Genomic DNA, 14,416 nt, shown 5'->3' on the forward strand with positions numbered 1-14,416 from the left:
GGGCGTCGTGACACCGATGTTGAGCGCAGGTCCCGAGACCGGACGGCCAGCCACGGGCCGGTGTGGGAGGACTGGGACGATGTGTGGATGAAGATCACCCGACTCATCACCGTGGAGGACGCGCCGGCCCTGGCCGAACTGCTCCGCGTCAACCGTGAGTTTCTCGCGCCGTGGGAGCCGATCCGGAACGAGGACTACTTCACGGCGGACGGCCAGCACGCCGTCATCGAAGCCGATCTCCAGCAGCACGAGCAGGGATCGAAGCTGCCCCACGTCATCCTCGACGACTCCGGTCACGTGATCGGCCGCATCACGCTCAACGGCATCGTGCGCGGCCCCTTTCAGTCCTGCGCCATGGGCTACTGGGTGAGCGCCGGCCACAACGGCCGAGGGTTCGCGACCAGGGCGGTGCGCGAGATCGTGCGGGTGGCCTTCGAGGAGTTGGGGCTGCATCGGGTGCAGGCGGAGACCCTGCTGCACAACGTCAGATCCCAGCGGGTGCTGGAACGCAACGGGTTCGTGCAGTTCGGCATGGCGCCGGAATACCTCAACATCGCCGGCCGGTGGCAGGACCACGCCATGTATCAGGTGGTGAGGCCGTCCTCGGCAACCGGCTGAACCTCATCACCCTCAGCCGTGCGTGAAGCTTCGTGCGTGTGGCAGTCAGACCTGGATGTGGCTGCGGATCTCCCGGGCGAGGGCTGCCTGGCTGTTGTCGTCGACCACCAGGACGCCGTTCTCGGCCATCACCGCGTGGAACTGCTGATGGTGGTAGGGGACCCCTGGGGGCAGCGGTGCGAGGTGCCAGTGCAGGTGGGCGTTGCCCTGCCGGCTGCCAAGGCTCATCGAGTACATCCGCTCGGTCGGCAGCGTCGCCACGATGGCACGTGCCACCTCGTGCACGATGCCCTGGAAGCGGAGGAACTCGGGCTGCTCCATGTCGTGCACCCAGCTTTCGAGGTGACGCTTCGGGGCAACGAGGCAGTAGCCGAGCAGCGTCGGGTAGCGGGCGAGGAAGGCGATGGTGTCGTCGGTCTCGTAGACGAGGTGGTGCCGGTAGTCGGGGTTGCCGGCCACGAATGCGCAGACGAAGCAGGGTCCTCCGCTCACTCGACGCGCGTACTGCTCGAAGTCGAACGTGGCCTTCGCGGGCAGGTCCCCCATCCGGGAAGACTAGATCGGCTCGGCGGCATTACGTGAAGCGAGATCCACCCGGCTGGACAACCCGTCACTTCTGTCGCGGGGGCCATGCGGCCCACATCGCTGCGACGGCGCTGCGGCGCGTCTGTCGGGGGCGCTGACTAGGGTGTGGGGGTGGTTGACCAGCGCCAGGTGATGAACTTCCGCGTTCGGGCCCAGCAGCTTGACCGAGCCGAGGGCACGCTGGGAAACACCGCCGTGCTCGACATCGGGGTGCAGGACACCGGTCCGGACGGCGGCCGGTGGGCGCTGGCCGTCCGCGGGGTCGACGTGGCGGCGCTGTCCGCGGAGGACCTGATTCTGCTGTGGACCGTGCGAGGCGCTCCCCACCTCTATCGCCGCGCTGACGTGGGGAAGGTGGCGGCGGCCGTCGAGCCCTTCTCCGAAGCCGACGCGGGCAAGCGCATCTACGACGCCGCGAGGCCGTTGAAGGCGGCTGGCATCGGCATCGTGGCTGCCCTCGACGAGGTGGCCGCTCACATGCGAGCCATCGTCACCGAGCCGATGGTCAAGGGGGACGTCTCCGGCCGCCTGGCCGAGGTGATGCCGGAGCCGTACCTGCGGTTCTGCCGACCGTGCGACGCCACCCACCTCTACGAGATGCCGTTCCGGTTGGCCGCCGTGCGGGCCGGACTGGAGTTGCAACTCGACACGTCGCCGCCGGTCCTGCAACGCACCGCACGGTTCAAGAAGGCGGCCGCGCCGGACGAGAGGCTCGACCTCATCCGCGCGTACCTTCGTCTGCTCGGCCCGGCCACTCCCAAGCACGTCGCCGACTATCTCGACGCCACGGTCAAGGACGTTAAGGCGCGCTGGCCCGAGGACGTGATCGAGGTGGTGGTCGGCGGTGAGATGCGCTCGCTGCTGGCCGCCGACCAAGAGGCGTTGGAGTCGGCCGACAGCAGGGCAACCCGTCTGCTCGGCCCGTTCGACCTCTTCCTGCAGGCCAAGGACCGGGGAACCCTGGTGCCGGACACGGCGCACGCCAAGGAGTTGTGGCCGGTGCTGGGACGCCCCGGCGCCGTCCTGGTCGACGGTGAACTGGCCGGCACCTGGCGTCCCCGTAAGTCCGGCAGGACGATGAAGGTGGCCGTCCAGCCGTGGCGGACACTGTCGGCGACCACTCGCAATGACATCGCCGAACAAGCTGAACGCCTCGCCGCGTACCGCGCCGTTCCCCTCGCCGACGTCGAAATCCCCGCCTAGCGGATGATCGGGGGACGCCCGTCCGCCGAGACCTGTGGCAGCATCACCGCGTCCGTCCGGCACGGGGGAGGGCCACCATGAACGAGGACACACCACCACGGGCGGCATGGCCGGACCTGGTCGGCGTCGTGGCGGCCGCGGCGGTCGGACTGGTCGTCGCGGCCCGTGGGTTCCCCCTGGCACTGTTCGCCGCCTTCACCGACCTGCTGGCCCACGGTCCCATGGGATGGGGCGTGTACGCGGCGGCGGTGCTCGCGGTGGCGATCGCCGTACCGGCGCTGCTGCCGCGGCTGCCGGGGTGGCCGGTGGCGGCGGCCGGCCTGGCGGTCTTCCTCGCCGCCGACCTGACCGAAGCCGACGTGATGATGAAGGCGCTGCTGCCCATCGAGGTGGGCACTACACGCGAGGTCGCCATCGCGCTCGCCGCCACCGCGGGCCTCGGGCTGGCCCTGGGCGGGGTGCTGCTCGCGCTCGTGCAGGCGGCGCCGGCCGCCATGTGGTGGGTCGGCGTGGGGCTGAGCGCCGGGCTGGTCCTGCACCCGGTCGGCAGCGAGCTGTTCCGCGCGGTGCTGCCCCGGCGTGCGGAACACCCCTCGTTCGCACCCGCCCAGCGGGGGATCGTGAACGCCATTGACGTGGAGGTCTGGCTCGCTCTCGGGCTCGTCGTGGTCGCCGCCGTCGTCGCGTACGTCCGGAGGAGCGGGTACGGCCCCGTCGCCTCCGCCCGGTTCCGGCCCGGCGCGCCAGTGGCCGTGATCGCCGTCGCCGCGCTGCTCCTCCTGGGTTTCGCACTGCGGAGTGCAACGATCCGGGAGCTCCGCCTCGGTTCCGATGAGATGGCCGGTCAGGACGCGACGATCGAGTCGTTCGCCCAGGTCTCCGCTGTGGTGCTCGCCGTTGTGGTCGCGCTCCTGCTGACCGCGTACGCCTACCGGCTCGGCCGCGCGCCGGCTGCCCGCTGGGTGGTGCTCGGGGCCGCGGCGGCACCGGTCGCGGTGTTCGAGTTCCCGTACGACGGCCCCTCGTCGGGTACCCGGACGTCGCTCGTGCTGCTGTTCGGGATCCTCGCGGTGGCCGGCGGTGCGCTGGCGGCTCGGCACGCGGCGCGGATGCTGCCCTGGGACGCGATCGGACTGGTGGTGGTTGCCGCCGCGAGCCCGTTGGCCTGGCCGGAGGTCCGGGCGGAACTCCCGTCGGCCGACACGGTCGGGGCGGTGCTGGTCGCCGTCGGTCTCGGCCTGGCCTTCGGGGCCGGCATCGTCCTCGTGACCGATCCGGCGGGGACGCCGCCCATCGGCCCGGCCGCCACGGTCGACGGCCGTACGGGGGGCGATTCGGCGGCCGGGCCGGCCGTCGCCGACACGCCGGCCGTCGCCCTGGTGGATGATCCGACCGGTGGTCGGACCCGTCATGGGTCCAACCTCGCCGGCGTGCTCGTCCTCGGGCCGGCCGCGCTCATGCTCTGCGCCTCGGCGCTCGCGCCGGTCGTGCTGAGGTCCCAGGTCGGCGGCCTGATGGAAGAGGACCCGTCCCTCACGGTGCCGCTCTTCACCACGGTGGGTGCCGTGCTGCTGGTGCTGCTCTTCGGATTCGCCCGGGCGGCCGGCCGTCTCCGCCTGGATCCGCGCGCCGAGGCGGCCACGTCCCAGATGGTGTAGATCCCGGTTCGGCGCTACCCCAGAGCGATGCGATTCTCGACCGATCGTTGAAGCGGACCGGCGTACTCGGTGAGGCTGAATTCGCGATGCCCGTCGGGGTGCACGGTGACGGCGACAGAGCTCCCGTCCTCGAATCGCAACAGGAACACGGGATCGAGGTCGTTCAGGAACGCGAACGTCTCCTGGTCCTCGTCGCTGACGAGGCGACCCCGGGCCCGCCAGCCGGCGTCGGTGGCCGCAATCACGACGGCCACCTCGACGCTGCCGAGCAGGGTGGAGGAGTTCGCCCACCAGTCCAACCAGCAGCAGCCCTCGAAGCGGTCCATGCCGTCATCTTTCCAGGGCGAAGCCCGACCGGCCGCCGGCCGTGTCGGAGAACAAGGCAGTGCAACACCCTGGCTACTCAGGCTGGTGTGAAGACGACCTGCCAGGCACCGGTGACGTGCTCGGGCACGATCTCGATGGTCACCGAGTCGCCCCGGTTGAGGTCGAGGCCGAACTCGCGCTTCCACGCGCCGTCCTTGTCGCCGTACATGCCGACGGTGCTCATCTGGTAGTCCCACCACTCGCCGGTCGTGACTTCCACGCCGTTGACGCGGACGTGAAGGAGTCCCGGCGTCTGGGCGAGCATCTCGAGCGAGTCGGTCATCTTCCAGACCACCGTCCGCTTGATCGGACGCTCCGGGTCGGCCGGATCCGATCCGATGATGACGGCGCCCGGGCAGAGCGCCTCGGTGCAGCCCGCCATGAGAGTCCGGGGCAACGGGGCGAGTGGTCCTGCCGGCCGGGGCGGCAGCGGGTACTGGTCGAACGGCACTCGCACACCGATCGCGAGCGCGAACGTACCGCTGTCCGGGATCGCCACCGGCACCTTGTCCGTCCCGTCGAACCGTTTGGCGCCCGGGATCGTCATGACGAACGTGGCGGACTTGCCGACCGCCACGTCGAGCCCGTCCCAGCTCCTCAGCTGAGTCGACCCGCCGCAGCCGCCACCGGTGAGAAGGTGGCCGTTGACGCTCAACCGCTCATCGAGCTCGACTGCGTCTCCGGTGCCGTCGCAGCGGCTGAAGATCACGAGATCGAGCGTGGTGGGCACGATCGTCAGTTCGATCTGACGCTCCGGCAGCGCGGCGGAATCCGCAGCCACGACACGGGCGCCCTTGGCGTACTCCGGAAACCCTTCGACGGTGCGGACCGGCGACGGACGGTTCGCCGGGGTGGGGGTGACGGGCGTGCGCAGCCCCGGCACGACGGCGGCCACGGCGATGCCGGCCAGGGCGGCCACCGCGCAGGTGGCCCAGGTCGCGATCCGGCGCCGGCGCCGCGCCGCCACCTTGGTCTGTACGCCCTGCAACCGCATGTGGTGCACGAGTTGGTCGGCCGAATCGCCGGAGCGTTCGTCGAGCACCTGCTTGAGATCGGTCAGGTTCATCCCAGCATCCCTTCCGGCGTCAGCGTCTCGTCGAGGCGGAGCTTGGCCACCGCCCGGCTGGCCTGGCTCTTGACCGTGCCGACCGAACAGCCCAGGACCTCGGAGATCTCGACTTCCGAGAGGTCCTCGAAGTAGCGCAACACGAGCACGGCGCGCTGCCGGCGGGGCAGCCGGCCCAGTGCCCGCCAGAGGCGGTCCCGGTCGTCGAGGCCGGCGTGCGGGTCAGTTTCGGCAGCCGCCTCGGGGAGGTCGGCCGTGGGAAGTTCACCCCACCACTTGCGTCGCCATGACGATGCGTACGCGTTGACGATGATCCGGCGCACGTACGGCTCCGGGTCACCGTCGATGCGCCGCCACGCCTCCCACGCCCGCGCCAGCGCGGTCTGCAGCAGGTCCTCGGCCAACGCCCAATCGCGGGTGAGCAGGAACGCGGTACGCAACAGCCGCGGTGACCGGGTAACGACGAAGTCGTCGAAGCCCTCCGGTGTGATCACGTGCCCGCCCTTTCGCCCAGTCGGTCACGAGGTAGTACCGGCCATGACGCGAAAAGGTTGCACGACCGACCGCCGTTCGACTCGGCCGGGTGTAGCGGGAAGCCCAGCCGAGTGCCGCCGGATCGCGCACAGGGCTGTGAGGCTTACGCTTCATCCCTGCTCATGGGCTCATTCGCCCAACGGGGCAGCCCGCCAGCGCCACTCCGTCAATTGCGGACGTCCCGGCAGCTCGATGCGGCCGGTGGACCACCGCAGCGCCGCCCACGGGTCGACGGTGACCAGGTCCCGCGCCGCGTCCGGAAACAGTCGAGCGAGCAGCCGGGCGCACACGTCACGCGGGGGATCGATGGCCAGACCGAGGCCCCGGGCGATGTCGTCCCCGTGCAGCAGGGTCTCCACGCACCCCATGGCGGCGAAGCCTTCGGCATCGGCTCGACCGGTGGGGTGGTAGGCCCGCACCTCCGGCCCGCATGTGCGTACCGTGGCGGCCAGGATGCGGCCACCCGCCTCGGCGAACTCGAGTACCTCTTCCGGGGACGCGTCCTTGTCGGCGTTGGCCATGAAGCGTACGAACCGCTTCTCCGGCCGGGCCACGAGTTGGCCCGCGAACGACATCAGGCAGTCACCGATGTGCTCGGCGGTGTGCCAGCAGTCCCACTCCAGGCTGCCCGCCCGCGCGGACCAGTCCAGCCCGACCGCCGGTCGAAGGCTGGCAACAACGCTGGACAGCGCCGCGTCGAGGTCGTCGGCGGTGACCGCCACGGTTCCCTCCAGGTTCTCAGGGCCGATGTCGCACCGGCCCGGGTCGGTGGCCGCCAGCGTGCCCGACGGGTGTGACGAACTCGGCCGCACCGCGGGTCAGCAGGGGCGGTCGCGTGACGGATAACTCCCGGGACATCGGCGACGCGTCCGGCTAGCGTGCACGGACGACCGCGACCGGAGGAGGGCCGGCATGCCCGGTGGGCAGATGCACAAGGACGAGGTACGCACGGACAGCGCCCTGGTCCGACGGCTGGTCGCCGGGCAGTTCCCGCAGTGGGCGGACCGGCCGGTCACGCCCGTGCCCTCCGGCGGTACGAGCAACGCGATCTACCGGCTCGGCGGCGACCTCGCGGTCCGGCTGCCACGCGTCGAGTCCGCGGTCGACCAGGTCGAGTTCGAGCACGAGTGGCTGCCGGTCCTCGCGAGGCACCTGCCGGTGGCGGTGCCGGAGCCGTGTGCCGTCGGCCGGCCGGCCGAATCGTATCCGTGGTCCTGGGCGGTCTGTCGCTGGGTCGACGGCGAGAACCCGACTTGGAGCAACACCGATCCGCGACGGTTCGCCGCCGACCTCGGCGAGCTGGTGGCCGGCCTGCGGCGGGCGGACACCAGCGGCGCCCCTGTCGGGTACCGCAGCGGCCCGCTGAGCGGCCGGGACGCGTACCTGCGGGAGTGGACCGAGGCCGCCCGCGGCCTGGTCGACGTCGAGGCGGTCATCGCCGTCTGGGAGGCGGCGCTTGCCGCGCCGGCCTGGGACGGTCCGCCCGTCTGGAGCCACGGCGACCTGTTGGCGGGCAACGTGCTGGTCAAGGACGGCCGGCTGTGCGGTCTGATCGACTTCGGCGCGGCGGGCGTCGGCGACCCGGCCTGCGACGCGATGGCGGCGTGGACGCTCCTCGACGCCGACTCGCGCGCCGTGTTCCGCGAGGCGGCCGGGTTCGACGACGCGACCTGGGCGCGCGGCAAGGGGTGGGCGCTGACCTTCATCAGCGCGCTGACCTACTACCGGGAGACAAACCCCACGATGTACGCCGTCGCCCAGCGGGCGGTGGGAGCGGTGCTGTCCGAACGCCCGTGACCGCGGCTCTCGTTCGTAGCGGGAGAAGGAACCGCGGCGAGCTGTTGTGCTGGCCGCCGCCGTGTCGCGCCCGGTCCCCGGTCCTCACCGGACGTGAGGGCCCGGTGGTGAGAACGCGGCCCGGCGCGGGAGTCCCCGCGCCGGGCCACGGTCGGTCAGCCGGCCGTGCAGGTGGGGGTGCCGCTGGGGGCGGTGCCGTTCCCCTGGAAGCCGAACTCGGTGCTGGTGCCGGCGCCGACCTGGCCGTTGTAGGCCACGTTGCGGAAGGTCAGCGCGCCGCTGGTGCCGCTGGGCTGGGCGTTCCAGGTGTTGACCAGGCTCGCGCCCGCCGGCAACGTCAGGCCGACGGCCCACCCGTTGAGCGCCGTGGCGCCGGCGGTGACCCGCACCGTCGTGACGAAGCCGCCCTGCCACTGGTTCGTGGTGAGCGACGCCGTGCAGCCGTTGCCCGACGGCGGCGGGGTGGTCGGCGGGTTGCTGGTGGGCGGCGGGGTCGTCGGGGTGGTGGGGGGCGGGGTGGTGCCGCCGGCGTTCAGCGCGTCCAGCACCGCCGTGTACGCCGGCTTCTTGTTGCCGTTGCCGTCGAAGAGCAGCGGGGTTCCGCTGGCCCGCCAGGAGTCGGTGTCGCGGATGCCCCAGACGGTGATGCCGGTGCAGCGGGACACGGCCAGGCAGTCCTTGACGACGTTGCCGTAGGTGGTGGCCTGGGTGGTGCCGGAGCCCTCGATGTCCAGCTCGGTGATCTGCACGTCGACGCCGAGAGCGGCGAAGCTCTGCAGGGTGGTGCGGTAGTTGCTCGGGTACGGCGAGCCGCTGTTGAAGTGGGACTGCAGGCCGACGCAGTCGATCGGTACGCCACGCGCCTTGAAGTCCTTGACCATGTTGTACACGGCCTGCGTCTTCGCCCAGGTCCAATTGTCGGTGTTGTAGTCGTTGTAGCAGAGCTTGGCGCCCGGGTCGGCGGCCCGAGCGGTGCGGAACGCCACCTCGATCCAGTCGTCACCGGTGCGCTGGAGGTTGGAGTCGCGGCGGCCGCCTCCGCTGTCGGCGAACGCCTCGTTCACCACGTCCCAGGCGTAGATCTTGCCCTTGTAGTGGGTGGCGACCTGGGTGATGTGGTTGACCATGGCCTGCCGCAGGGCGGTGCCGGACAGGTTCTGCGCCCAGCCCGGTTGCTGCGAGTGCCAGGCCAGCGCGTGGCCACGGACCCGCATGCCGTTGGCCTGGGCGTGGCTGACGATCCGGTCGGCGCTGGTGTAGTTGAACTGGCCCTGGGACGGCTCGGTGGCGTCCCACTTCATCTCGTTCTCGGGGGTGACCATGTTGAACTCGCGGTTCAGGATGCCGACGTACGTGGCGTCCGACAGCTTGTTCGCGGCCACCGCGGTGCCGAAGTACCGGCCCTTCTCCGCCGCCGACGCCCCGAGTGTCGTGCCGGCGCTGGCGCTGGTCGCCACCGCCACCGACGCGGCGATCAGCGCCACCCCGGCCGCTGCCGAGGCCAGCGTGATCCGGGTTCGCCGCCGGCCCGTCGCACTCCCGCTGCCGCGGGCGAGCACCTTGTCCATGAGGGAGCCTTTCGATAGCTGTACCGATGAGGACGGCTGCCTCGACGACTGCCCGCCACGGTGGTCGGCTCGGTGCGCGGCCGCCCGGAGGCCACGCGGATCGGGACCAGCTGTCCCGGGCCCACCGTGAGTCGATCGAAGTGCATCTCTCGAAAAAGTACCGGAACAATTTCGAACTATCAATGCCGCCGGCGGGGCGTGGCCCGGGTGGCACCGGGCGGGGGCGTGGCGGTTCCGGACGCGGCGAAGCGGGGCCGGTCGGTCGACCGGCCCCGCTCGGATCTGGTCGCGCCTAGCGGCGCGGCCGCTGCGTGACGCGCGGCAGGACGTACGGCGGGCCGCTGTAGATCAGGTCGGCCTTCATCAGCTGGTACGCCCGCTTGGGCTGGTAGTTCTCGTCGTAGATGGTGGCCAGGCCCTCCGGCGGGTCGGAGAACCAGCCGGGCACCCAGGAGTGCTTGTCGGTGAATCCCCAGACGGTGAACGACAGGCAGTGCCGCTCGGCCAGGCAGGCCTGGAGCAGCACGCTGAAGTTCGCGGCCGAGGCCTGCAACCGCGGGTTGATCTCGTTCGAGTCGCCCGCCTGGACCCCCGCGGTCAGCTGGCTGCGCACGTCGACCTCGGTGAACGCCGTGGCCAGGCCCAGCCCGGCGAACCTCCGCAGCGCCTCGGCGACCTGGAGGGTGTCGAAGTTGCCGTACTGGGTGCCGAGGTGGCCCTGGCTGCCGACGCCGTCGATCGGTACGCCCTGGGCCAGCAGCTCCTTGGCCATGTCGTACACGAACTGGGTCTTGTCGTTGGCCGGGTCGCGCGAGCCGAAGGCCTCGATGTTGTAGTCGTTGTAGAACAGCAGGGCGTGCGGGTCGGCCGCGCGGGCCCAGCGGAAGGCGTCGGCGATGTAGCCGGGGCCGAGGTGCTGGGCCCAGAACCCCTTGTAGTGCAGGGTCGACGGCGTGTCCCAGGGGTCGCTGACCGCCTCGTTGACCACGTCCCACTGCCAGATCCGGCCCTTGAAGTGGGTGACCACGGCGGTGATGTGGTCGCGGAGGATGTCGCGCAGCTCGGCGTCGCTGATGGAGCCGTCGGCCACGCCGGTGGTCAGCCAGGCGGGCAGCTGGTTGTGCCAGACCAGGACGTGCCCGCGTACGCGCTGGTGGTTCTGCTTGGCGAAGGCGACGAGCTGGTCGGCCGGCCCCCAGTTGTAGCTGCCGCGGGTCGGCTCCAGGCTCTCCCACTTCATCGCGTTCTCGGCGGTGACCGTGGAGAACTCCGACGCCGCGAGCTGGCGGTACCGGGGGTCGGCGGGATCGTCGAGGGCGGCCATGTCGACGGCCGTGCCGATGGCCAGGCCGTGGCGCAGCCCGAGGTTGCGCAGGCTCTGGTCGGCCGGGTCGTACGGGCGGCCGGCCGTGGCCGGCGCGACGTTGAGCGCCCCGACGGTCGCGATGGCGACCGCGCCGGCGGCTATCCACCGTCTGAGTTTCATCTGCGTTCCTTCCCGATGAAGGGTCGACAGGGTCGAGGAGGCACGGATCGTGCGGTGCGGTGACACGGCGCCCTGGGCGGCGGGTCGGTGCCCGGGCGGGCGGCGGGAGGATGGACCGAGCGCGGCCGGCGCCGATAGTTCCGAGACAATTTCCGGTACCGAGCCGGAACGTTACGGTCGTCGATCTGGCCCCGTCAACCTCCGGAACTTCCGGAGACCGGTCCGGCCACGGACGACGCGCGGACGGTCAGTGCTCCAGGTAGGTGGCCCGGTCGAAGTCGGCGTACACCCCGTCGTTGCCGAGGTCCTGCACCCACAGGCCGAGGAAGGCGCCGGTGAAGCCCCAGGCCGCGGGCTCGCCGTCGATGATCAGCGCGGCGTGCTCGTCGGAGAGGATCGTCGCGTCGAGCCCCACGGGTAGCTGGCGCCACCCGTCGCCCACGTCGTAGCCGAAGCGCACCACGGGCCCGTCGAACACCGCCCGCAGGCCGACCCGCGACGCGCCGCCGACGTCGACGGTCAGTTCCGGGTAGGTCTTCCGCCGGCCCTGGTCGGAGCTGAGCAACTCCAGCACCACCCGGCCGTCGTCGTCCCGGGTGAGGTAGAGGTAGTGCCAGTTGAGGGTGTTGTAGTAGGCGGTGACGCCGGCCAGGTGCCGGTGGTCGACGGGGTCGAACTCGACGACGGTCTCCAGCGAGCAGCGCTCGGCGCCGACCCGGCGGGCGACCAGGCTGGGCCGCTGCTTGCCGACCGGGGACTGCCCGCCGTGCACCCGCAGGTGCGAGGGGCGGGCGCGCAGGTCCAGCCAGTCCACGGTGGCCGGGCGGCGTAGCGTCGACCAGCAGGTGCCGAGCTCCGGGCCGTCGAAGTCGTCGGTGGCGGGCTCGTCCGGCCAGGGGTGCGCGGGCAGGCCCGGCGCGGGGATCTCCTCGGCCGGCACCCCGCCGAGGATCCGGGGCCAGCCGGCGGCGGGCCAGTCGACCTTCTGGATCGCGGTCTCCCGGCCGAGCACGCAGTTGCCCCGGGTCGTGTACGGCCGTGCGACGAGGTGGGCGAGGTACCAGTCGCCGTGCTGGGTCTGGACCAGGCTGCCGTGCCCGGCCTTCTGCAGCCGCAGGTCCGGGTTGCCGACGGAGGTCAGCAGCGGCCCCGCCGGGTCGGCCAGGTAGGGACCGTGCAGGTGGCGGGAGCGGGCGACCGTCACCTGGTGCTCCCAGCTGGTGCCGCCCTCGGCCGTGACCAGCCAGTACCAGCCGTCGCGGCGGTAGAGGTGCGGACCCTCGGTGAGGCCCGCCGGGGTGCCGTGGAAGATGATCTCGGCCTTGCCGACGAGCTGTCGCCGGTCCCGGTCGTAGCGCTGGATCTCGATGCCGCCGAAACGGTCCCGGCCGGGCCGCCAGTCGGCGCTCATGCTCAGCAGCCAGCTGGTGCCGTCGGAGTCGTGGAAGAGCGAGGCGTCGAAGCCGTGCGCGTGCAGCGGCACGGGATCCGACCAGGGCCCGGTGATGTCCGGCGCGGTCGTGAGGTAGTTCTGCGGGTCCCAGTAGCCGCTGGCGAAGCTGGCCACGTCGCTGTAGACGAGGTGGAAGAGTCCGTCGTGGTAGGACAGGTCCGGGGCCCAGACCCCGTTGGAGTCCCCGCAGCCGCGCAGGTCCAGCAGGCGGCGGTCGGTGATGATCCCGCCGAGCGCGCGCCAGTGCACGAGGTCGCGGGAGTGGTGCACGCGCACCCCCGGGTACCACTCGAAGGTCGACGTGGCCAGGTAGTAGTCGTCCCCCACACGCAGGATCGAGGGATCCGGGTGGAACCCGGTGAGGACCGGGTTGCGGATCGACCGGGCGGCGGTGGCCACGTCTGCGATCTCGGTCGACATGTACGGCTCCTTTTGATCGGTCCTCCGTCAAATTTCCGGAAGCATTCGCCCGGAACTTTCAGAAATCCCGCCCACCGTAACGGTTGAAGTCGACTTGCGACAGGGCCTTGACCGCGCACATGACGCGTCGTAACGTGCCCGCCATCACCTGAAAATACCGGCAGGTTGACCGAAACTTCCGGGACCGCGCTTTCACGGTCCGCTGATCAGTTCCGCGTCCGAGCACCTCGTTTGAGTCCTCGAAGGGATGGCACATGACAGCGCACCTCTCCCGCAGATCGCTGCTGGGTCTGGCCGGCGCCGGCGCCGGCGCGCTCCTGCTCGGCGCCTGCGGCGACGACAAGGCCGACGATCCGAACGCGCCGCAGACCATCAACTGGTGGCACATCCAGAACACCGAGCCGATGCTGCCGGTCTGGGCGGCCATGGCGAAGGAGTACGAGGCCGCGCACAGCAACGTCAAGGTCACCATCCAGCCGCTGGAGAACGAGGCGTTCAAGGCGAAGCTCACCACCGCCACGCAGGCGGGCTCGCCGCCGGACCTGTTCCAGTCCTGGGGCGGTGGCGTGCTCAAGCAGCAGGTCGACGCGGGCCTGGTCAAGGACCTCACCGACGACGTCAAGCCGTGGATCGGCAACCTGCTGCCGGCGTCGGTGCAGCCGTTCACCATCGACGGGAAGATCTACGGTGTCCCGTTCGACATCGGCATGGTCGGCTTCTGGTACAACAAGGACCTCTTCGCCAAGGCGGGTGTCACCGCCGCGCCGAAGACCTGGACCGAACTGCTGGCGGCGGTCGGCCGGATCAAGGCCGCCGGTGTCGTCCCGATCGCGCTGGCCGGCAAGGAGAAGTGGCCCGGTCACTACTACTGGGCGTACCTGGCCATGCGCATCGGTGGGCTCGGCGCGCTGCAGCAGGCCGCGAAGGACCACAACTTCGACACCCCGGACTTCGTCGCGGCCGGCCAGCGCCTGAAGGAACTGGTCGACCTCAAGCCGTTCCAGAAGGGCTTCCTCGGGGCCGGATACGGCACGCCGGACGGGCAGGCCGCCACTATGGGCAACGGCGGCGCGGCCATGGAGCTGATGGGGCAGTGGGCCCCGTCCGTGCAGGCATCCTCCTCCACGAGCAAGAAGGGGCTGGGCGACAAGCTGGGCTTCTTCCCGTTCCCGGCCGTCGACGGCGGCAAGGGCTCGGTGGCCGAGGCGTTCGGCGGCGGCAACGGCTTCACGGTGGGCAAGAACGCCCCCGCGGCGACGGTCGACTTCCTGAAGGCGCTGCTGGAGGTCGGCAACCAGCGCAAGGCCGCCGCGACCGGCGCCGTGCTGCCCACGGTCAAGGAGGCGGTCGACGCGATCAAGGACCCCAACAACAAGACCGTGGCGGAGACCCTGGCGAGCGCGACCGGGTTCCAGCTCTACCTGGACCAGGCGTACCCGCCGGCGGTCGGCCAGCAGGTCAACGACAGCGTGGCCGAGCTGATCGCCGGGTCGAAGACGCCGGAGCAGATCGTCAAGGACATCACCACGGTGGCGAAGAGCCAGTAGCCATGTCCCACCACCCCGAAGCCGCCGCCGACAACCGAGTGGAGCAGGCACGATGACTCCGTCGACGATGCCCGGCCTGCGAAGCGCCGATCCGGCGACCGAGCTCGCGGCCGGC

13 protein-coding genes are annotated in these 14,416 nt (G+C 71.0%); 5 read left to right on the forward strand and 8 right to left on the reverse strand.

Annotation, left to right across the window (positions count from 1 at the left end; translation table 11 throughout):
- Positions 1-87: 87 nt before the first annotated feature.
- Complete coding sequence (locus IEY96_RS30175; protein WP_189198193.1) at positions 88-618, forward strand: GNAT family N-acetyltransferase; 531 nt, start codon at positions 88-90, stop codon at positions 616-618.
- Between the two features lie 45 nt (positions 619-663).
- Here IEY96_RS30175 and IEY96_RS30180 read toward each other — a convergent pair whose 3' ends face one another.
- Positions 664-1,164 (reverse strand): HIT family protein, encoded by a 501-nt coding sequence (locus IEY96_RS30180; protein WP_189198194.1) that lies wholly within the window; start codon positions 1,162-1,164, stop codon positions 664-666.
- 150 nt (positions 1,165-1,314) lie between these two features.
- Between IEY96_RS30180 and IEY96_RS30185 the strand changes: the two genes are divergently transcribed.
- Positions 1,315-2,406 carry a winged helix DNA-binding domain-containing protein gene (locus IEY96_RS30185; protein ID WP_229791979.1) on the forward strand — a complete coding sequence of 364 codons (1,092 nt, stop codon included), beginning with the start codon at positions 1,315-1,317 and terminating at the stop codon, positions 2,404-2,406.
- A 77-nt stretch (positions 2,407-2,483) separates the two neighbouring features.
- A complete protein-coding gene (locus tag IEY96_RS30190) occupies positions 2,484-4,064 on the forward strand; it encodes a hypothetical protein (RefSeq protein WP_189198195.1) in 1,581 nt (526 codons plus the stop codon).
- Positions 4,065-4,078: 14 nt separating this feature from the next.
- Here IEY96_RS30190 and IEY96_RS30195 read toward each other — a convergent pair whose 3' ends face one another.
- The 4 genes from IEY96_RS30195 to IEY96_RS30210 form a co-directional block, all read right to left on the reverse strand.
- Entirely contained in the window at positions 4,079-4,390 is a 312-nt protein-coding gene (locus IEY96_RS30195) for a hypothetical protein (RefSeq protein ID WP_189198196.1), read from the reverse strand.
- A gap of 77 nt (positions 4,391-4,467) precedes the next feature.
- Positions 4,468-5,349 carry a hypothetical protein gene (locus tag IEY96_RS30200; protein ID WP_189198197.1) on the reverse strand — a complete coding sequence of 294 codons (882 nt, stop codon included), beginning with the start codon at positions 5,347-5,349 and terminating at the stop codon, positions 4,468-4,470.
- Between the two features lie 143 nt (positions 5,350-5,492).
- Positions 5,493-5,990, reverse strand: a complete 498-nt coding sequence (locus IEY96_RS30205; protein WP_189198198.1) for a SigE family RNA polymerase sigma factor — start codon at positions 5,988-5,990, stop codon at positions 5,493-5,495.
- 168 nt (positions 5,991-6,158) lie between these two features.
- Positions 6,159-6,752 carry a maleylpyruvate isomerase mycothiol-dependent enzyme family protein gene (locus IEY96_RS30210; protein ID WP_189198199.1) on the reverse strand — a complete coding sequence of 198 codons (594 nt, stop codon included), beginning with the start codon at positions 6,750-6,752 and terminating at the stop codon, positions 6,159-6,161.
- A gap of 190 nt (positions 6,753-6,942) precedes the next feature.
- Here IEY96_RS30210 and IEY96_RS30215 point away from each other — a divergent pair, with 190 nt between their 5' ends.
- Positions 6,943-7,827: an aminoglycoside phosphotransferase family protein gene (locus IEY96_RS30215; RefSeq protein ID WP_189198200.1), complete on the forward strand. Its 885-nt coding sequence runs from the start codon at positions 6,943-6,945 to the stop codon at positions 7,825-7,827.
- Between the two features lie 155 nt (positions 7,828-7,982).
- Here IEY96_RS30215 and IEY96_RS30220 read toward each other — a convergent pair whose 3' ends face one another.
- The 3 genes from IEY96_RS30220 to IEY96_RS30230 all read right to left on the reverse strand — a co-directional run bounded on the left by IEY96_RS30220 (position 7,983) and on the right by IEY96_RS30230 (position 12,754).
- Positions 7,983-9,395, reverse strand: coding sequence for a glycoside hydrolase family 10 protein (locus IEY96_RS30220; protein WP_189198201.1), 1,413 nt, complete (start codon positions 9,393-9,395; stop codon positions 7,983-7,985).
- Positions 9,396-9,687: 292 nt separating this feature from the next.
- Entirely contained in the window at positions 9,688-10,881 is a 1,194-nt protein-coding gene (locus IEY96_RS30225) for an endo-1,4-beta-xylanase (protein WP_189198202.1), read from the reverse strand.
- 247 nt (positions 10,882-11,128) lie between these two features.
- Positions 11,129-12,754, reverse strand: a complete 1,626-nt coding sequence (locus IEY96_RS30230; protein WP_189198203.1) for a glycoside hydrolase family 43 protein — start codon at positions 12,752-12,754, stop codon at positions 11,129-11,131.
- A 254-nt stretch (positions 12,755-13,008) separates the two neighbouring features.
- Between IEY96_RS30230 and IEY96_RS30235 the strand changes: the two genes are divergently transcribed.
- Entirely contained in the window at positions 13,009-14,301 is a 1,293-nt protein-coding gene (locus IEY96_RS30235; RefSeq protein ID WP_189198204.1) for an extracellular solute-binding protein, read from the forward strand.
- Positions 14,302-14,416: the final 115 nt, after the last annotated feature.

The sequence above is a fragment of the Micromonospora fulviviridis genome (assembly GCF_014648395.1).
Classification (GTDB): Bacteria; Actinomycetota; Actinomycetes; order Mycobacteriales; family Micromonosporaceae; genus Micromonospora; species Micromonospora fulviviridis.